This window comes from Desulfovibrio inopinatus DSM 10711 (assembly GCF_000429305.1).
GTDB classification, from domain to species: Bacteria; Desulfobacterota; Desulfovibrionia; order Desulfovibrionales; family Desulfovibrionaceae; genus Alteridesulfovibrio; species Alteridesulfovibrio inopinatus.
The window spans coordinates 1-20,079 of the sequence record NZ_KE386881.1 but is presented as its reverse complement, the minus strand read 5'-3'; the positions used below and the strand labels follow the sequence as shown (position 1 = coordinate 20,079).

Sequence of the window (20,079 nt, the reverse complement as noted above, 5' to 3'; positions counted from 1 at the left end):
TGATTTACCATGGTTTTTTATTATGAAAGTCTCGGATTTGTTTTTACTGCTTCGAGATAACTGACTGATAAAGTTTGAAGTCATCTTTATATATTTCTTCAGCCAGGTCGTATGCTCGTTGTTCTGTGAATACACTTGGAATTTTATTTGAAGCATTCGTGGCGTGGTGTGTGACGTTTGTCACTTGTATTTCATTGTATGGTTTGTTGTATATTTTTGAAAGGATCATGGGGAGTTCCGTGTCAAGTGAGTCCATTGAGCCAATAAAATCATAGTCGATAGTGTTGGAGAGAATAACGTCAGATTGAGGCTTAAAGTGGAGGTCCATGGCGTCAGGAGGTGTTTTTCGTAATACGGATAAGAAGTCTACAAGTGTAATTTCTGTATTCTCATCTGCCCCGAGCATTTTTTCAAAGTAAGCCCGTTCTATCTTCCTTTCATTCGTTGTGTTCGATATTTTGTCTAAGTATCCTGATGCAATTCTATCAATTGGATTTCGTATAAAGGTAAATTTAAAATATGTATGTTTGAGAAATATTTCATGGAGCATGGAGTCAGGGAGTTGGTACGGTAAGATAAAAGGAGAGGCAAGACAATCATGTACATTCCCTTCATAGGTGAGCCCGGCTTCGCTCATTTCCAAGGTGAAGAGGGTCTTTTTTATCGTTGTGTGAGCCACTTTGGGGATAGGTGCATAGAGAAATTTTTTTCTGAGTGAAATGCAGAAGCTCAATAAAAATTCAATTTTTTCTAGGCTGCTTGTATAATTTATCATATGTTGCCTTATTAGCGGTAAGTCGTTTGCATTTCTCTGTGCTAACCCGTGCGGACTCTTTGATGAAAACCATAATACCATACATTGGATGTCGTTGTCAGCGTAAAATGATGTTTGATGAATTTTATATTATGGTATTCACCGCACTAATTCGCTAACGGTAGTGTTTCTGCCTGTTGAAGACCGTTCAATGTTGCTGTGAGCACAATGTCACAATTCGGAGTATTGCATGGATCTATTCGTAACAGAATACGGCTACCAGTCTTTAAAGGAAGTCTCATTATTTGATTAAAGGAGCCTCCTTCTATTTGGATTGATCTCTTTCTTTCCTCACTAAAAGCTGTTCCAGGAGGAGTGTAAAAAACTTCAAGAGTGAACAGGCTAGAAGCAGTACCGAGAAATGTCAAAAAAGGCATGTCCTCTACAACATAGAAGGTATCTTTAATAACAATCCTCGGGTCATTTCCTGTTGATTTGAAGATGATTTTATCTTCATCAAACGAAATCTGTGCTTCATGCAGCTTAAAAGATAAATCACATAGAGACGTACCGTTTTCGTTGGCTTGGGCTTCTTTATAGTTTGAATAGCCATTCTTTATGGCCATCTGTGAAACGAGCTTCGCTAATTCTGTGTACTGGAGGTCTTTTTCCTCCAGAGCCGTCTGCAATTGAGATATTTCGCGATCTTTTTTCGAGGCTTCTTCTTTTGCCAGCGTATACAGCGCTTGGTGGGCGTCATGTCTCTCGGTGTCAAACTGGTTTTCGACGGCTCCAATGAAATTGTAGAGCAAATCCGTGACTTGGGTGAGAGGAACACCTTCTCCAGAAAAGACCTTGGATTTGAGTCCTGGGTGCTGCATATGCACAAGGCAATGTTGTGCTTGCCAACGTCGTAGATCTGCGATCATGGGGGCTGTTTCTGGAGGGGTACCGGCAAGTGCAGCGGTAACCGCGTCGCATATGTCATTGGAAGAAATATTTTTTAAACAGGCCTCATCTCCTCGTAAACAATGAGGAATGCTAGGGGTGAGGTTCGCGTGGTAACAGCCCAGGCAATCCAGGTCGCGTGCTTGGACGACATATGATTGCCGTATGTCCCAAAGTCGCGTGAACGGAGAGAGAGAGCCAAAAACGACGACAGAAGGGACGCGAAAACATTGAGCAACATGCATGGGAAACGAATCAATTCCCAAAAACAATCGTGCATTTGAGGCTAAAGTCACTAAATCCGTCAGCCGCGTACGACCGCGAAGATCAATGACTTGATCTTGGTTGAGACAAGAGAGTCTGTGGCTTCCTTCTTTCGAACCGAGGAGAACGATGGGGATATTTTTGTCGGAAAGAAGCTTTAAAGCTGGCTCAAACGTCGCAAGGCCAGGATTGCGTCCTTGGAATCCTGGGCGGAACGATTCACAATGAAAGAGCACATACTCTTCCTTCGGCATAGTGATGTGCTGGCTCAGAGGTGGTGTGCTTGCCGTCAGAGCTTCAGTGAAAGAGCTTATGTCGTGAGGTGTTGCAGGGGGGACACCCAAAGCGGCGGCAAGGAGATCTCCAATATTAAACGGCACACTGTAATTTACATTGCGTATTGAAGAGATTCTATCGTAGTCTGAAGTCGTATATGGTGTGATGGTCGCTTCATCTTGCAGGCTGAGGTTTGGTAATGAGGGGATGAGGCTCCAGATATTCTTATTGGTATTAATCGTGATTTGAGCTTTTGGGTTTTTTCTGGCGTAAGAAAATACCGAAGGTAAAGCCGCAAAAATGTCTCCAATGCCATCAGAACGAAGATCAAAGACTTCTTTGCCGGAGACATTGCCGTTCCAAGCCGCGCTATTCCAACGTGCCATAAATTTCGCTCTGTTTGTTTCCATGATGGTAGTTCTGATTTCTTTCGGGACAGTATTGAAAGAAGAACTCCTGAAGTGTTGATGAGGCATATCCAAGTGTTCAATGCGGTAACCTGCTTGACGAATGCGCATTGAAAGATCTGAGTCTTCAAACATTGCCCATTTGTAATTCAGGTCGAATCCGCCAATTTCTTTAAAGACGTTACTTCGTATTAAAAGGATCGATCCTTCGGCGTATGTATTTCTTGATGGTCGGTACGTGGTAAACCGGCCATTGCAGAGATACGGTGAAAATGTTTGAGGAGCATTAAGGGGACCGATGACACCGACATTGTCATCAGAGAGCATTGTTATGGCGTTGTGGAGCCAATCGAGGTGAGGAAAGGCAATATCATTATTTTGTATCCAAAATATATTTCCGGGGCAAAGGTCGAAATTTGTATTATGGCCTCCTCCAAAACCAAGATTATATTTACTTTGGATGAGGCGTATATCGAGGTGCGGAAATTTTTCGTGTACTGATTTGATGTCAGAAAAGAAGTCCATCATTTCATGGGATTTTCCGTTGTTCCTCACAATGATGGAGCACTTTATTCCTGACTCAAGACTAAAGTTTGATATATATTGTGGAAAAGATTGTAGGAGTCTACTTGTTGACTTACTACTGCAAAAATTTAAAATGGAAATAGTAATACTGTTAAACACCTGTTACATCCTTCCCAGTTTATTTCAAATGTAATTTGTACATAATGTACATTATTTGGGGGAGAATGACTAGGGGGATATGCTCTCCTTTAAGTCTCGTTTGCAGGTAAATAACGACACGCTTCGACTTTATCGAGTGTGATGCAGTTTCGCCCAGACCGTTTGCTTTTGTACATGAGGCTATCGGCCCGATTTATTATTGTTTGGGGCGTATCGTTTTCTCTTGAGAGTGTACCACCAATAGAAATGCTGACGCGGATTCTTGTATTGTCTCGCTCGATAGACGAGGATTGAACAAGGTTACGGCATCGTCTGGCTATGAGATTCAGTGTGTCAAGATTGACATTTGGTAGCAGAATAATGAATTCTTCTCCTCCATAGCGACCGATAAAATCAAAAGAGCGAATGCAATTTTGCAGAGTTTTTGCCACCATACAGAGGACATCGTCTCCAACCGTATGCCCGTATGTGTCGTTAATCATTTTGAAGTGGTCAATATCGATAAAGAGAATGCCGAAATCCCAGCCGTATCGTAGTACCTCATCAAATCGACTGTGTAATGTAATATCTGTAAAACGGCGATTTCCAACTTTTGTAAGTGGGTCGGTAAGGTTTTCCGTGATGAGTTTATCAACACGCGTCAGGGCTGCAAGCTTCGAAGTATTGTCTGAAAAAATTTCTACTGCTCCGAGAATCTTTCCTGTGTCATCGTAAATAGGGCTGCTTCTGACACTTACCGGGATCTGATGACCGTCCTTATGGTGAAGGTATACTTCTGTTTTTCGCGATTTTCCATCTCGCATTGTCGCTCCAAGGGGGCATTTGTTTCCACAGAGACAATCTCCATCTTCCGTGACGTGCATTAATAGGCCATCGCTACATCGGCTGCCAATGACGTCATTGGCGCAATATCCTGTAAGTCGTTCTGCTCCGTTGTTCCAATAGGTAATGTATCCATCGATATCGATAAAATATACGCCATCATGGAGATTATCGAGTAAATTTTTATAAAAGCCATGCGGCATTGTTTGCATTATACGAACTCCAGTGTGCACAAATTCGAGAGGGAGTCGTGCTCTATCGAAAATAATTGTATTGATATTTGATGTCGTCAAAGCAGCAATATGTGTTATATAGCTTGAACTTTTTGGAAAGTCATCTTTTGCAGCGATGCCTAGACGTCGTTCAATATATACCACGACGACGGTAAATACGGTGTGTCAAGAATTGGACAACTGTGAAGAGGAGGATGGGAGGGAGAAAAAAAAGCAGTGTTAGTGCTGATGCTGTTGCATGATCCGATGAGTTCAGGAACGGAAATAAGTATCCTGCAAATGAAGGGACAATACCGCCTCCAATGAGAAAGACGAGAAAGTATTCGGAAAATGCGACGAGAAAGACGACGCTTCCACCGGCAATGATGGAGGGCACAAGCAATGGAAGCTCCACGAGTACAAGGACACGAAGTGGGCTCGCACCAAGGTTGCGGGCACAGAGTGCAAAACGGTTACCGAATGTCTCAAAACCTTGGCACAAGGCCCGGAGCATGTATGGATAACTGAATAGCGAGAGCACGCATACAACACCAATAAATGTATCCGCGAGTCCTATTCGTAAAAAAGCAAGATGAATTCCCATTGAAAACGTCATGGATGGGACAAGGGCGGGTGCTAGCAGCATCCCCTCAAGGAGTGGTTTGAAGCGGAAATTCTCGTACGCTAAGGCTTTGGCTGGGTAGAGACACATGACGAATGTTGTCGCGACAGTGGCGAAGGAATACAGGAGCGAAAACAGTAAACTGCGACCGATTGCGATCCGTAGTTCCCATATCGTTGTGAGCGCTCGCATGGTATATTCCCTCGGAATAACGTTCGGGAAGCGCCATCCAGGAGCCAATGCTGACACGCCTAAAACAAATAATGGGATGAGAAAGAGCAATCCGAGAACAAGCAAAAAAATAATGTCGCGTATTTTCATGAATCGTTTTGAGCCCGTTCGGTCACAAGAGGTGGTAGAGTGGCAAATACACTGAAAAGGAGCAGCCTTTGCCGGGCGTAGATGTTGCGTTGAATGTTCCGCCGTAATATTCGATGATTTATCGGCTTATGGCAAGTCCGAGTCCCATATTCGATATTTTGACGTTATAGGGGACAGTCTGAGGAGAGGGAATTGATCAGGGATACAATTGAGCTATTCGGTTTCGATACCGCATCCCGAGGCTTCAACCTCGGTTTGAATAGTCTCGGATGTGTCTATTCTCCGAATAATGATGTGTCTTGTTTCGTTTGACGTCATAATGCGAAGGCGTGCGTTTTTTCCCGGAATGAAGCGGAGTGAAGGGGCTTGGTGCTGAAGGTATGATGAGAGATTCCAAATTTTGGAATCGTTTCGAGTATGATCGGATTTGTGAAATACCCGATGATGATTGGTGCAGCACATTTGATGAACCTGCGATCTTCACGCACACATTGCCATGGCAAGCTGTATCGTTATTTGAAAAGGCTTTGAGAAATTTTCCGTCAATCCAGGCTTTCGATTTGGTATCATCAACAAACAACGCCGTGCCATATCGTTCTTGAAGATAGGTGTCCGCGTGCCTTTCTTTCAATGGACCTGAATATCCAGTCAGAAGCAGGAAGTATCTACGGCATGATGTCGTTACATACGGATGAAAATACACAATTCTTGTGGTGAGGAGCTGGAAACACAATTTACAGTCACTGTGACTCATTCGATTCTTCTCCATTGTCAATAAGAATAATAATGCCTGAAAAATGTGGTGAAGTATTCATGCACGCGAGTTTTTCTGGTGTCTCATGGGTATATAAGGCCAAAGCGCTTTGCCTTCCTCTGGAACCGAGACCAGGATACGTATGCCGTATTTATAATGATTTTATAGAAACACAATTTCTCGAAAGGAGAGGCAAAAGAGTGTTTTTTTTGAGATAGTTCTTGTTTGTGTTTGCATGTGAAAAAATGCTCAAGATGAAGGAAAGAAAAAAGCTGCAAAGGACTTGTTTTTAGAGAAAAGACTTGATAGGTGTACAAGACGTTTCTATCTAAATTTGAGCATTACGATGTTCAACTTGGAGCAAAATAACAATGCATTGCCGCGCAAGCACGTCAAAGCGATACGTCTCACAGAGCCCTTCCGGGCAGGATTTTGCCGTCGCCTCAAAGGCTGCATTACGTCGTGCCTCTTAGCATGACTTTGAATATGGGATAAGGCTTTTGGGAAACTGTTTGAACTTCACGTTTACTGGAAAAGAGTTAGGGAACATGGCGAAGAATTTGTATGTCGGCAATCTGCCTTGGAGTGCTTCCGAAGACGATGTGCGTGATGCGTTTGCGGAATTTGGTGAAGTGTTGTCTGTTAAACTTATAAATGACCGGGAAACTGGTCGGCCTCGTGGCTTTGGCTTCGTGGAAATGGAAGATGCGGGCGCTTTGGAAGCCATCAAAAATCTTGATGGCAGCAACTTTGGCGGCCGTAACATCAAAGTGAACGAAGCTCGTCCCAAACCGGACCGTGGACCGCGCTGGTAGTTTTTTTCGGCTTTGATGTAGAGACGCATTGAGCGTCGCAGAAAGAAAGGGAGCAAGACGTTCCTGAAGTCTGATTTCGAAGGTTGCTTTTCTTCGGGTTTTGACTTATAGGATTTTTTGCTCCCTAAAGTGAGTTAGTGCGCCGTGTAAACGGTGCTGCCCCGCTGCTTTTCCTGGACCGTCCCATGCCGTTTTGAAACGGCCCTTTCCCGGCCTATGATAAAAGCTGCCGGAATTGTGTAGTTTTCCTTCCCTCTAGTATCACCCAAAACCAGAAAGGGGACGCGTGCACGGCCGCTTGCCGTGGAATCCGCGTCGCTTTTCCCGCAAGGATATCATGCAGACATTTATGGAACTCGGCCTGTCCGAAGTTGCTCTCGAAGCCCTGTCGAAAAAAGGGTTTACGTCCCCTACCGCCATTCAAGCGAAAACGATTCCTCTGCTCTTGGCAGGCAACACCGATATCGTCGGTCAAGCGATGACTGGGTCAGGTAAGACCGCAGCGTTTGCGTTGCCTATTCTCGAGCGTATTACCCCTGAAGCCGGTCATGTTCAGGCATTGATTTTAACGCCTACACGCGAACTTGCGTTGCAAGTTTGTCGAGAAGTGCGCGAGCTTGCGCACGGTCGGCCTGTGCGACTCCTGCCTGTGTATGGTGGACAGTCCATGACCGCGCAATTGCGAGGACTTTCTCGTGGAGTCGATATTGTCGTTGGAACGCCAGGACGTGTTCTGGATCACCTTGAGCGAAAGACTTTGCAGCTCGACAAGCTTGACTTTTTTGTACTCGATGAAGCCGATGAAATGTGTAGCATGGGCTTTATCGATGACGTTCGTACTATTTTGGATAATGCAGGCCCTAATCGCCGTGCATTACTGTTTTCTGCGACCATGCCTGCCGATGTTATGTCAGTGGCGAAAACATGCATGCACGATCATGTTGTGGTCTCGGCCGATGCCGATTCTGGATCACTGCCCCGTATCCGGCATATTTTTCACGAAATGTCCGAGCATCATCGATTTGAAGCGCTGTGCCGTGTCATCGACGCCGCTCCGGATTTCTTCGGGCTCGTATTTTGCCGTACGAAAGCTGACGCCGATCAAGTGGCTGATCGCTTGAGCGAGCGCGGTTATCCAGCCGAACCGATTCACGGGGATTTGTCGCAATCACGCCGCGAAGCTATTCTTTCGGCGTTCCGAAATGGGAAGACAACCATACTCGTCGCCACTGATGTGGCTGCGCGAGGAATCGACGTGCCTGATTTGACGCATGTCGTCAATTTTGCCTTGCCTGGTACACCTGAAACATACACACACCGTGTTGGTCGTACGGGTCGTGCCGGAAAACAGGGCGTTGCCGTTTCTTTGATCAATCCCTCGGAATTTCGCAAGTTAATGTTTTTGGCGAAGCGCAACCGCGTTCGCATTGAGAAAAAATCATTGCCGCGAGGCGAGGAAATTGTCGCAGCGAAAAAAGCTGCTGCTGTGACCAGCCTGGAAGAGCTTCTTATTTCAGAGCGATATACCCGTCTTCTGGAGCAGGCGCAGGGCATTTTGAAAGACCACGACGCCGCAGATGTCGTTGCGTCTTTGCTGCACATGGTGCATGGCGATAGCCTTGATCCCTCTCGGTATCGTGATATTCCTGATCCGAGCAGAGCCCGGCAACCGCGCTATTCTGACCGTCCCGGCTATTCGAATCGTCCCGGACAACATGCATTGGCCGGTCCCAATCGTGTTCGTTTGCGTGCCAGAGTTGGGCGTGCGCATGGCATGACTCCAGCGAAACTTGTCGCGTACATCAGCGATACCGCTCAAATTCATGGATACCGCATCCAACACGTCAAAGTCGGACGTAATGACTCTGTTTTCACCGTCCCGGCTGCTCATTCCGACAAAGTTGTCAAGAGCCTCAACACCGCCGAGAAAGGACTTGTTAGCGTTGGCTAATTGAGTTTTTCTTTATTCTGACTTCAAGAGGGAGGAAACGGGAGCGTCTCGTTTTAAATACGAAGACGCTTCCGTTCCCTCCCTTTTTCTATCTCCCTGTCTGCGAGAGTCTCACCTCATTTAAATAAACTCTTTCGCCGTTTCAAATGCTTCATCGATGCTGTTCGTTATATAGCGGTCTCCGAGAACAGTGGCACAGCCAAGTTCGGAAATACGTTTTTCAATGACTGGGCTGGCGACGATGAGAGGTTGAATTCCCGTGGACAAGAGTTTTTCCATCATTTCGCACAGTGCGAACACTGCTGAGATATCCACAAATGGAACCGATAAACAGTCGATGACGATAACTTTACAACCAAGAAGATTGTCTATCTTATCTTGCATTTGTGCGGTGGATCCGAAAAAGAAGGGGCCACGGACGCTGACGACGCGAATTTGGTAGTCGGATTCTTTTTGGAGGCGTCGTTCGATATCAAGTTGGGTTTCGTCTTCAGGCGACTCGCTGATTTGAATGTCTGTAGCTTTAGCCACGCGCCACGTTACAAAGAGAGAGGCCAGGGCAACACCGGCGAAAACAGCAATGATGAGGTCCACAAAAACCGTGATGCCAAAAACCACAGCAGCGACGGTGAGGTCGGCTTTCGGTGCACGGCGGGCAACTTGGAAGAGACGGTAGTCAAGAATATCAACACCGACTTTCATAAGAATGCCAGCGAGAACCGGCATGGGAATATGAGCGGCCAGCGGCCCCAGGCCGAGGAGCACTGCTAACAGGAACAGGGCATGAATGACGCCTGAAATGCGTGTTGAGCCTCCGGCCTTGATGTTGACGACCGTGCGCATGGTAGCCCCGGCACCGGCCAACCCGCCGACAAGGCTACATATCATATTTCCGATGCCTTGCCCGATAAGTTCTCGGTTGGAGTTGTGTTTGGTTTTGGTCATGGAGTCGGCAACAATTGACGTCAATAATGTATCGATTGCACCGAGGAGGGATAAAGCAACGCCAAAGCCAAGAATTTGGGGGAAATCTGAGAAAGAAAAACCGGGAAAATGGATATCAGGCAAACCCGCTGGAATTGCTCCAATCACATCACAATTGATACCGAACACGACGGCAATGATGGTGCCGACAAGCAAGGCAATAAGCGGTGAAGGAATGATACGCGATATTCGAGCAGGAATAAAAAAAACAATACCTAAGCTGACAAGAGAAAGAAACAGACTCCCTACTCTGAGGTTTGCCAAAGCATCAGGCAGCGCGAGGACGGCATTGACCGGAGAGCTGACCGCAGCTGCACCAAGAAGAGGAGGAAGCTGAAGTAAAATGATAATGACCCCGATACCACTCATAAAGCCGGAAATGACGGGATAGGGAATATATTTAACCACACCACCCAGCTTGAAACACCCTAGGGCTATCTGAATCGCCCCGGCGACAAAAACGACCGCCATGAGAGCGGTAAGATCCCCTTGAAAAGCAAGGAGTGCCGAAGCGGCAACAACAGTCATGGGGCCGGTTGGGCCGGAAATCTGTGTTTTGGTTCCTCCGGAAATCGCGGCAAAAAGGCCAAGCGCTGCCGCACCGTAAAGACCTGCTGCTGCTCCGGCTCCGGATGCCACCCCAAAGGCGAGTGCCAGGGGCAAGGCGACGACACCAGCTGTTAAACCGCCGAAAATGTCTCCTCGAATAGACTGAAAAAACGACACCGTATGTTCTCCTTGAAAATTACGATTCCGGTGTGAATTCGAGCGCGCGATTGCGGCGTAGGGGTGGAGGTGCCAAGTGGGGGACACAAACCGTGAGCGTCGCGAAAGGTGCGCTGTAAGCGCCTGGGATCGTTGTTGTGTCTGTCAAAGCCCGAATACTCTGTGTGAGAGTTTTTTGAGCTAGCCATAGCCGTATCTTATCAGGAAAGCACGTGCTATACGCTTGTTGTATCCAACCGGCAATGGGGGAAATGTATGCTTGTGCATGTTTTCCCATGCATTTTGTAGCAGTAGGCTGATATAAAAGGATAAATTAAAGTGAGGTTACTATGGAAAAGAAGCCGAGATTTTTTGCACAGATGCAAGAGCGTTATCCACAGTATATGGATGCGCTTAAAGTTCTTGGAGACGCAGCGAAAGAAGCTGGACCGATCGATGAAAAAACAGCCCATCTCATACAAATTGCTGCTGCGGCTGTATTACGATCAGAAGGTGCCGTTCATAGTCACGCCAAACGGGCCGTTAAGTCAGGATGTACGGATGAGGAGATTCGTCATGCTATTATTTTGTTGACGCCAACTATTGGTTACCCAACGGTTGCAGCAGCATTGACATGGATTGATGACATTCTTTGTCCGACTCCGTAAACGATTCAAGAGACGTTTTCTATACCTCTGCATTCTATTGATTGATGCCGGCAGAGTGTCATCAATGGCATGTGTTATATACATTAAAAAGCGATGTGTGTGGAGCGTCGTTAGAGCTTACGGCCTTGGCCATGTATTGAACGAGCAATTTTGACGTAAAACGCGATGAAAAGCGTGGAGAAAAAAAACATGCTGACAAGCATGGCCATGGCTGCCGGTCGGTTCACGAGATCACGCTTGAAGTAAAGATTGTAAATATCGATGGATAGCATTGCCGGACGGCTCTCGGAGAGCAGAGAAGCGATATCGAATGCGCCGAACGCATAGAGAAACAAAATAAGGAACGCGGTGTTCAAAGCGGGTGCCATGTGTGGAGCAATAACGGTAAAGAATATACGGACACGGCCGGCTCCAAGCATACGAGCCGCAATGGGGAGCCGACGGTCTAATCCACAGAGTGCTGTGTGTGTCATAAGTATTGAGAATCCAAGCCCTTTATAGATATAAGCAAGGATAAGACCAAGCCCGTTGCCAGAATACAAAATAGACGGAAATTCACGCATGGAAGAAATCAGACCCAAGGCGTGAGCCAGCGAGGATATAACGCCGGACCTGGCAAACAACGTCATCACAATGAATGCAACAGCAATATGCGGAAGAACGAGCGAGGTTTTATAGAAATTTGAGCTTCGTTGCATCCATGTGGGAAGGCTCCAAATCGCCCAGGCGAGTATGGCACCTCCTGCCGTGGCGAGAAACGCTGAAGTAAAAGCGACATACACAGTGAAGAGGAATGATTCTAAAAAGGAAGGAGAGAGCAGACGGAGGTATCCATCAAATCGGTCGGCAGTGAACGTGAGCGGTGTAAACCAGCCGAACGATTGTGCAACAGTTAATGAAAATCCCCCGAGAAAGAGCAGAAGAAATGGTACCCCAAGTGGAGTAAAATGGAGAAGGAGCCGGGTGCGCGTCATGATGTCACGGATTTTAGAATAGATATGGGGAAAATTCAAAGATCATATACACGATAAATGTATATCCCGGTCGCGTGAAGAAGGAAAGTGGAGACATGGATCGCGGCCGGTTTTGCCCGGCCGCGTGTCGGCGTTGGAAAAGAGAAATCCTTAGAACGGCTGGCAATGATGTTTAATGCTGACACCTTTGATCATGAAGATGATCATTTCGGCGAGGTTAGTGGCTTGGTCACCGATGCGTTCCAATGAACGTGATACGTTGAGTTTATGAATGAAGCTTTCAAGACTGGGGCAGTCGGTGTTCAGAGTGTCAATGGACTCTTTGAGATACTGTGCGTTGAGCTGGTCAGCCTCAGTGTCCCTGGTGCAGACGGTGCTCGCCAGTTCGGCATCCTTGTTTTTAAAGGCGTCAATAGCCTGATGGAACATGGATGAAACGACTTCGGCAAGGTCATTGACAAGCTTCGGTATCGGTTCTTTCGGGGAACGTGCGAGGAAAATGAGCTGTTCGCTGATATTGACGGTTTCATCGCCAATGCGCTCAAGATCGATAATCATCCGCATGCAGGCTACGATAAATCGTAAGTCTTGGGCTACAGGTTGATCCAGAGCAAGCAATTTCAGGCATGCCTCGTCGATTTCGCATTCCATTTTGTTGATATCGATGTCGCTATCGATAACTTGCTTGGCCAAAATGGGATCGTTGTCACGATAGGCTTTCAGTGATTTTTCAATGGCTCGTTCGGTCAGAGCTGCCATGTGAAGAATTTTGACCTTGAGTTCGGCGAGTTGTGCGTGAAAATGGGTTTCCATTGTACCTCCCGAGAGATTCGGGTTCTGAGTTTATCGTCTTTATTTCTTCATATACGTGAAGAAAAAAACCCGCAAGAATTCCTCGTTAATAAGTGGAGAATGTTTAACCAAAACGGCCTGTGATATAATCCTCTGTTTGCTTGTTCGAAGGTCTGGTGAAAATGGTTTCAGTATTGTCCACTTCAACGAGTTTGCCCATATAAAAGAAGGCCGTGATGTCGGAGACGCGGGCTGCTTGTTGCATCGAGTGTGTGACGATAATGATGGTGTAGTTCTGTTTGAGCTCGTGGATGAGTTCTTCGATTTTTTGCGTCGCGATGGGGTCCAGGGCGGAAGCCGGCTCGTCCATGAGGAGAATTTCAGGTTCGACGGCCATGGCGCGTGCAATACAGAGACGTTGCTGCTGACCACCGGATAAACCGAGAGCCGATTCGTGAATGCGGTCTTTGACTTCATCAAACAGAGCGGCACCGCGCAGGCTGCGTTCAACTTGTTCAGATATGAAGTTGTTGTCTTTGACTCCATTGACCCGCAATCCATAGGCAACATTTTCGAAAATGGTTTTCGGGAATGGATTGGGCTTTTGAAAGACCATGCCGACTCGTTTGCGGAGTTCAACAACATCGACGCCACTGTCGTAGATGTTTTTCCCGTCCAGGGTGAGTTCTCCGACAACGCGTGTTCCTGGAATGAGGTCATTCATTCGGTTGAGACAGCGAAGAAAAGTACTTTTTCCGCAGCCGGAGGGACCGATAAGCGCGGTAACCTGATTTTCATAAATGCTGAGATTGATATCCTGTAGGGCCTTAAAGCTCCCATAATAGAAATCAAGTGAGCGGGCGGCCATTTTCAGGTTTTGAGCCATGAGCGTGTCCTTTTTCCTGATTGTGGGATAATATTGTTTCGTCTGTTTCCAGAAATAGTTCGTGTTTACGACTGAAGGCTGGGGTCGAGAGGAGAGCCTTTGGAGTCAGGGAGGGAACTTGCCGTCGGCAAAGAAAAGAGAAATGCCGCTCCTGAACAGTTTTGTCCTGCTGGTTCGACCCATATACGCCCGCCATGACGGTCAATAATATGTTTCGCAATGGCCAAGCCCAGTCCTGTTCCGCCCGATGTCTTTGTTCGATGTCGTTCGACGCGGTAAAATCGTTCGAAAATGCGTTCTCGATCCTCTTCCGGGATACCCGGCCCTGAATCCTGTATTCGGAATATCACAGTGGCATTAACAATATGAAACGAAATCGTTACGTTTTCACCCGCAGGGCTGTATTTAATCGCGTTTTCAATGAGATTGCGAAAAACTTGGCTCACCTGATTGAAATCGGCCATAACCGGGACCCCCTTGTCCGGGAGATCGATGGTGACGTCGATATCCTTTTCTTTGGCTTGCAGCGCACATTCTCGCCATGCGCCGGCCAGGGCTTCGCGAGCGTTTATGCGTGCAATTGTTGGTTCATCTTTTTCGTTTTCAATGCGCGCTAAACACAACAAGTCTTCAACCATCTTTGACATGTGGTTGGCGTTCTTGAGGATGATTTCAAGAAAGCGTCGAACATGCGGTGGATGGGTGTCGGCTTCCCCGAGCAACGTTTCGGCATACCCTTTGACGGATGTCAACGGGGTACGCAATTCATGCGAGACGTTCGCGACAAAGTCGCGCCGCATTTTCTCCATTTTTCGAAAATCACTCAAATCATGAAAGACGAGAATCGCACCGAGCCCGGCTTCAGATTCTTTGAGTTTGACAAGGTTGACATCGAAAAATCGATCGGTTTCCGGCTCTATTTCAATCGTCAAAACGTGAGGGGGATTGTTCTCTTTGTTATAAAGCTCGTCGCATGCCGCTTGCAAATCGGGGCTTGCGACCACTTCAATGGGCTTCTTTCCCATTTCGTTATTATGAATCGATGGGAAAATGCGATTTGTGGCTTTATTGATCGCGGCGATACGTCCTTTTCGATCAAGGACCATAACGCCCTCTCGCATGCCGTTGAGAATGGCTTCGAGCTGAATCTTTTGTTCTATGACGGCACGGAGATGCATCTCAATGTTATCAGCCATGGTGTTGATTGATTTCGCCATGGCTCCAAACTCCTCGCCAGGGTAGAATTTGAGGCGTTTATTGCGACGGCCCTGGCCAATGGCTTCAACGACTGCGATCATTTCGCGAATGGAATTGCGTATACGTCGTGTGAGGACGTAACTCAGACCAAGTCCTAAACATAATGATAATCCAATAACACTGAACAGCGTGCCAGCGACTTCATGCAAGGGGCCGCTCAGCGAAGAAAACGGCATCGTGAGTGTCATTATGCCGGGTTCGAGACGTTGTATTCCTGGAAACTTCGATTGTGCGACAACAATTTCATCGCGTCCTTCGGGCATGATCCACGTGGTGACCTGGTTATTGCCAAACTCTGTACGGATGGCTGACTTGGGTGGAGAAAAAGGCGGTTCGGGAGTGGTGTCAGCAAGAGGATGCGCCGTATCGAAAAGGGCTTGCCTTGAAGTGTCTTCGTAAAGAATGCGGACGCCGAAATCCTTGGCAACATCGCTCAAAGTCTTGAATGGATCGGATTCAGACGAAGAATCGAGTTGGCTGACAAGACGGTGAATGAGATGGAGCTGTCGTGCCGCAGTCGCCTCCGCGTCGAGCTGGACGTGATCATTGACAATACCGACCAAAAAAAGCGCCGGGCCAAGAAGCGCGAACACGACGACAAAGAGGAAAGAGACAAGGAGCCTCGAACCGAAAGACATGCCTCGGGGCACAATTTAATCCTTAAACCGATATCCGACGCCGCGGACAGTTTCCACCATCTCTGAATACGGGCCAAGCTTCTGACGCAATCGACGAATATGGGTATCGACCGTGCGGGCATAGCCTTCGAATTCATATCCCCAGACTGTGTTCAGAAGCTGGTCTCGTGTTTGGACCCGTCCCTGACTGCGGAACAATTCGGAGAGAAGTTTGAATTCTGTTGCCGTCAGCGCAAGTTCCTGCCCATCAAGCTCTGCCCGATGGGCTTCCAGGTCGACACTCAAACCTCCACGTTGCAGGAACTGTTTTTGTGGCGTCTCGGGTGTTGCACGCTTCAATACGGCGCGAACACGAAGAATAAGTTCGCGGGGACTGAACGGTTTCACGACATAATCGTCGGCTCCGAGTTCCAAGCCGACGATTCGATCAACTTCTTCACCACGTGCTGTCAACATGATTACAGGAATATTCGACGTCTTTGAATTCCTTTTGAGTTCTTTACACACCTCGAACCCATCCAGACCAGGGAGCATGATATCGAGAATGATGAGAATGGGAGCGATACGCTTCACCTGCGCAAGGGCATCATGACCATCTTGACTTGTTATAGGTGAAAAGCCAGCGTTTTGCAGGTTATACGCCAGAAGCTCCAGGATATCTTCGTCATCCTCCACAATGAGGACGGTCTTGTCGGACATGCGTCCCTCCAGTTTCGTTTTGTGGTCAAATAGCCGCAGTACCGTGACGGCGTAGTGTTTCTCGTGTTACATTCAGGTGACAGTCCCGATGGTATGTGGAGAAACAATTCGCAATTGTAAAGTAGAGCCTTTATCTTATGTTTTTTATGTCATTTTCGTGAAAAAAAATCACGAGGATTTCCGTTGGAAAATAATGGTGAATGCAGTAATATAAACATGTGACATCGTATCCGTGCGTTGACTTTCTTTGTTTTGACATGGATGACGATAGGCTTCTCGAAAGGAGTGCCTAGGCTCTTTAGTCGCGTTGTGTGTTTATTTTCTGCACACTCGTTTTTGTGTCAATGGTGTTTCCCGGGAATTCTATGGCCGATTCCGGGACTATTTTCCTGGGCATGTCGGTCGGATTCTTCGGATCGACACAAAGTATCGCAATGGTATTGTATCGGGGGTCCATGGCATACTTCAACTATGTCAATGCTCAAGGCGGCATCAAGGGACAACGTATTGCCATTCGTGCCCGAAATGATTCGTATGATCCTGATCCCGCTCTTGCAAGCACTATTGCATGTACTCGCAACGAGTACGTTCTTTGTCTGTTTGACTATGCCGGAATATCGACAGTAACGCGTCTTGTTCCCCACTTGAAAGCATTTAGTCAGGACCAAATCTGTCTTTTTTTTCCTTTCTCCAGACCGCAACCGCAACGTAAGTTGCCGTATATGCACTATGTCTACAACCTTCGAGCTTCCCATCACCAAGAAACCAACCATCAGGGGGGGGACGGTGTTGTTTTTGTAACGGTACGCGACGGACACGTTATCTCCGTAGGCGATTGGAGCGCCTTTGAACAATAAAGTCATGTCTAGATTATTTCGTAAAATGCTTATCGCCATTGTGTTGCTGTTTGGTATTATGGCAAATGCTACAGCATTCTTGTCGGCGTGGCTTATTTACGACAACCTGAAGGCCGAGTTTGTTTCTAAAGGCGAAGCCATCGCCAAAAGTATAGCTCTGACGAGTCTTGAAACTCTCCTCAATCGTGACCCAGCCAGGCTGCAAGCATTAATTGACGAGTCGTTGCACATCAATGGGGTCGGATATGTCCTTGTTGAAGACAGTGGGGGAGACGTTATTGCCCATACCTTCGTTCCTGCTGTGCCGAAAGAAGTGTTTTTTGTTGCGCGGCGGGAAGGCAGGATCGCAACCCATCGTGTTCATCTTGATGGGTATGGGGATTTCATACAGATCGGAGCACCCATTCTGGAAGGGGGGGGAGGGTATGTCCGCGTCGGGATGGATATGGCAATTATTGAGCACAATATTTGGGCCGCCATCATTAAACAAGAAATGCTCATGGTCGTTCTATTTTGTCTCTCTGTTTTTGTATTCTATTATCTTATCAAGGGGATCTCACGGCCACTGAGCGAACTGACCAGGTATGCACAACGCCTGCGTGAACATGATTTTTCAGCCCATGTGACGATTTCGTCTCATGATGAAATCGGTTTACTTGCCCGCACCATGCAGTCTATGGCGCAAGAATTGGCTCGGTCCATCACGGAATTGGAAGGCCATGTAGCTGAAGCGACAACCGATCTACACGGTGCTTTGGCCCATATGCGGGCCATTATGGATAATCTTGCCGATGGTCTTATGGTGACGGATACACGTGGGCAGATTACGGATTTCAACCCCGCATTTCTCAGCCTTTTCGGTGTGAGCTCCCAAGATGTCAAAGGGCGAAAAGTTTTCGACATTTTTCCGGGGCCCACGGCGGAATTAGCTGAACGGGCAACTGGATGTGCCGGAGATGTCTTGACGGCTGAAGTCAATCTCGCTGCCGGAAAGATTGGTAAAGCCGTGGCCACGAGCATTCAGATGGATTCCGAAGGTCGTACGCATGCCTCGCTTTGCGTAGGGGCAGTTATTGTTGTGCGAGATATCACGGCTGAAAAAGAAGTGGATAAAATGAAAACGGAATTCATATCCACTGTCTCGCATGAACTCCGCACGCCGCTGACATCGGTGCTTGGTTTTGCCAAGATGATCAAAAAGAAGTTCACACAGGAAATCGTTCCACTTGTACCTGAGGATACAAAGACGCGTCGAACGGTAGAACAGCTTCAAAGTAATCTTGATATTATTGTTTCCGAAGGAACCAGACTTACCGATCTTGTCAATGATGTCCTCGATATCGCCAAAATGGAATCTGGCCGGGTTGAATGGGTTATGCGGCCATTGCGTGTGGGCGAGTTGCTTGAACATGCGACGGCAGCCAACCTGTCGTTGTTCAAACAACGCGGCTTGAAACTTGTGACGGATATTGAACCGGATTTGCCTATTATAGAGGGTGATCGCGATCGTCTTATTCAGGTTGTCATCAATTTGCTTTCCAATGCAGTGAAATTCACTGAACATGGTGTTGTGACTGTTCGCGTTGTACGACGAGAAAAGTCTGTTCAAGTCAGTGTGTCCGATACCGGTATTGGCATTGCGAAAAAAGATTTGGATAGCATTTTTGAAAAGTTCAAACAGGCTGGTGATACCCTTAAAGAAAAACCCAAAGGCACAGGGTTGGGATTGACGATTTGTCGTCAAATCGTGGAGCGTCACGGCGGGCGTATTTGGGCTGAAAGTGTTGAAGGTCAAGGAAGTGTTTTTTCTTTTACGATACCCGTAAGGACCGTCATGAATGAGCGGATATTTGCTGTGGGGCAAACGGTTGACGGAGCAGTTGCAGCTCCTGTGTCAATACAATCCGAGCACACGAATGCTGGTCGAATTCTCGTTGTGGATGATGAACCGTCGGTTCGAGCGTATCTCACGCAATTTTTGGCTGAAGAAGGGTACGAGGTCATGCAGGCTGAAGATGGAGAGCTGGCCGTAAAGCTTGCAAAAATGTGGTCCCCCGACCTCATTACGATGGATCTCATGATGCCGGGGATGGACGGTGCAACAGCGATAAAGCTTTTGCGGAGCGATCCTTTGACCAAAGATATTCCTGTCATCGTTGTTTCGGCACTTCCCGTGCGTGAGCGAGAAGATACCGTGGCGGATGCAACGCTGATCAAGCCATTCAATGAACAGACGCTTCTTGAAACTATCACCAGTCTCATTCATGGACCGGGAGACCCAAGCCGACCATGTATGGTACTGAAAACCAATGGAGAGAAGCACTCCAGTCGGTTGTTTATGATTTGTACGGGCAGAGTCAGTTATATGACGAAAGATGAGCTCTATGCCCAGGTTGAATCCGGTTTTGCCGGAACCATTTTTATTCCGGCCTCGGTGAGCCATGATGCCGACTTGAATCGTCTCAGCAGACACCAAGAAATTAGTGTCGTCATTTTACCCGACTAGGCCGGGCGCTGCATCATCGGATGAGCGAAGACAGAAAGAGAAACAGCACTCCGCGTGTCCGGTTCAGACAATAAGGCATTTCATTTTATCCTCTTACGCCGAGAAGCCCCCTTCCTTCAGGTAGGGGATGAAAGGCGCTCTTCCCGCCTTGAGGCGGGTGTGCGTTGCTGTTCTATGTACTGCCTCATTACGGAAAGAGGAGCGCCCCCACAAGAAGCGGCAAAATAACTTGGGCTCCAAAGCACCCCCTTCCAATACCTCTTTCTTAAGTCCTCAAATTTGT

At 47.3% G+C, this 20,079-nt stretch carries 16 protein-coding genes; 5 read left to right on the top strand and 11 right to left on the bottom strand.

The window, feature by feature from the left end; genetic code table 11:
• Positions 1-43 precede the first annotated feature (43 nt).
• From G451_RS0124670 to G451_RS0124655, 4 genes are all read right to left on the bottom strand, one after another.
• The gene (locus G451_RS0124670; protein ID WP_027186326.1) at positions 44-775 is read right to left on the bottom strand and encodes a sulfotransferase family protein; all 732 of its coding nucleotides are present in this window, start codon (positions 773-775) and stop codon (positions 44-46) included.
• Positions 776-921: 146 nt separating this feature from the next.
• Positions 922-2,976: a glycosyltransferase family 9 protein gene (locus tag G451_RS0124665; RefSeq protein ID WP_169727937.1), complete on the bottom strand. Its 2,055-nt coding sequence runs from the start codon at positions 2,974-2,976 to the stop codon at positions 922-924.
• Positions 2,977-3,422: 446 nt separating this feature from the next.
• On the bottom strand, positions 3,423-4,367 hold the full coding sequence (locus G451_RS31575) for a sensor domain-containing diguanylate cyclase (RefSeq protein ID WP_211236389.1): 945 nt from the start codon (positions 4,365-4,367) through the stop codon (positions 3,423-3,425).
• 151 nt (positions 4,368-4,518) lie between these two features.
• A complete protein-coding gene (locus tag G451_RS0124655; protein ID WP_027186324.1) occupies positions 4,519-5,310 on the bottom strand; it encodes an ABC transporter permease in 792 nt (263 codons plus the stop codon).
• A gap of 1,302 nt (positions 5,311-6,612) precedes the next feature.
• On the opposite strand from G451_RS0124655, the gene G451_RS0124645 reads away from it, so the two are divergent.
• Together G451_RS0124645 and G451_RS0124640 are read left to right on the top strand one after the other, a co-directional pair.
• Positions 6,613-6,879: an RNA recognition motif domain-containing protein gene (locus G451_RS0124645; RefSeq protein ID WP_027186322.1), complete on the top strand. Its 267-nt coding sequence runs from the start codon at positions 6,613-6,615 to the stop codon at positions 6,877-6,879.
• Between the two features lie 337 nt (positions 6,880-7,216).
• Positions 7,217-8,830, top strand: coding sequence for a DEAD/DEAH box helicase (locus tag G451_RS0124640; protein WP_027186321.1), 1,614 nt, complete (start codon positions 7,217-7,219; stop codon positions 8,828-8,830).
• 120 nt (positions 8,831-8,950) lie between these two features.
• Here the strand turns inward: G451_RS0124640 and G451_RS31570 are convergent, their stop codons facing one another.
• Entirely contained in the window at positions 8,951-10,540 is a 1,590-nt protein-coding gene (locus G451_RS31570) for a SulP family inorganic anion transporter (RefSeq protein WP_034643999.1), read from the bottom strand.
• Between the two features lie 329 nt (positions 10,541-10,869).
• Here G451_RS31570 and G451_RS0124630 point away from each other — a divergent pair, with 329 nt between their 5' ends.
• Positions 10,870-11,187, top strand: a complete 318-nt coding sequence (locus tag G451_RS0124630) for a carboxymuconolactone decarboxylase family protein (RefSeq protein ID WP_027186320.1) — start codon at positions 10,870-10,872, stop codon at positions 11,185-11,187.
• A 110-nt stretch (positions 11,188-11,297) separates the two neighbouring features.
• Here the strand turns inward: G451_RS0124630 and G451_RS0124625 are convergent, their stop codons facing one another.
• The 5 genes from G451_RS0124625 to G451_RS0124605 all read right to left on the bottom strand — a co-directional run bounded on the left by G451_RS0124625 (position 11,298) and on the right by G451_RS0124605 (position 16,433).
• Complete coding sequence (locus tag G451_RS0124625) at positions 11,298-12,161, bottom strand: ABC transporter permease (protein ID WP_027186319.1); 864 nt, start codon at positions 12,159-12,161, stop codon at positions 11,298-11,300.
• Positions 12,162-12,311: 150 nt separating this feature from the next.
• Positions 12,312-12,974 (bottom strand): phosphate signaling complex protein PhoU, encoded by a 663-nt coding sequence (phoU, locus tag G451_RS0124620; RefSeq protein ID WP_027186318.1) that lies wholly within the window; start codon positions 12,972-12,974, stop codon positions 12,312-12,314.
• Positions 12,975-13,077: 103 nt separating this feature from the next.
• Complete coding sequence (gene pstB / locus G451_RS0124615; protein ID WP_027186317.1) at positions 13,078-13,839, bottom strand: phosphate ABC transporter ATP-binding protein PstB; 762 nt, start codon at positions 13,837-13,839, stop codon at positions 13,078-13,080.
• A gap of 65 nt (positions 13,840-13,904) precedes the next feature.
• A complete protein-coding gene (locus tag G451_RS31565) occupies positions 13,905-15,746 on the bottom strand; it encodes a HAMP domain-containing sensor histidine kinase (RefSeq protein ID WP_051261878.1) in 1,842 nt (613 codons plus the stop codon).
• 3 nt (positions 15,747-15,749) lie between these two features.
• A complete protein-coding gene (locus tag G451_RS0124605) occupies positions 15,750-16,433 on the bottom strand; it encodes a response regulator (RefSeq protein WP_027186316.1) in 684 nt (227 codons plus the stop codon).
• 365 nt (positions 16,434-16,798) lie between these two features.
• Here G451_RS0124605 and G451_RS0124600 point away from each other — a divergent pair, with 365 nt between their 5' ends.
• Together G451_RS0124600 and G451_RS0124595 are read left to right on the top strand one after the other, a co-directional pair.
• Positions 16,799-17,290, top strand: coding sequence for an ABC transporter substrate-binding protein (locus G451_RS0124600; protein ID WP_169727936.1), 492 nt, complete (start codon positions 16,799-16,801; stop codon positions 17,288-17,290).
• 4 nt (positions 17,291-17,294) lie between these two features.
• The gene (locus G451_RS0124595; RefSeq protein ID WP_027186314.1) at positions 17,295-19,796 is read left to right on the top strand and encodes an ATP-binding protein; all 2,502 of its coding nucleotides are present in this window, start codon (positions 17,295-17,297) and stop codon (positions 19,794-19,796) included.
• Positions 19,797-19,912: 116 nt separating this feature from the next.
• On the opposite strand, the gene G451_RS33915 is transcribed toward G451_RS0124595, so the two are convergent.
• A partial coding sequence (locus tag G451_RS33915) for a transposase (RefSeq protein WP_211236392.1) occupies positions 19,913-20,079 on the bottom strand: 167 nt, incomplete at its 5' end.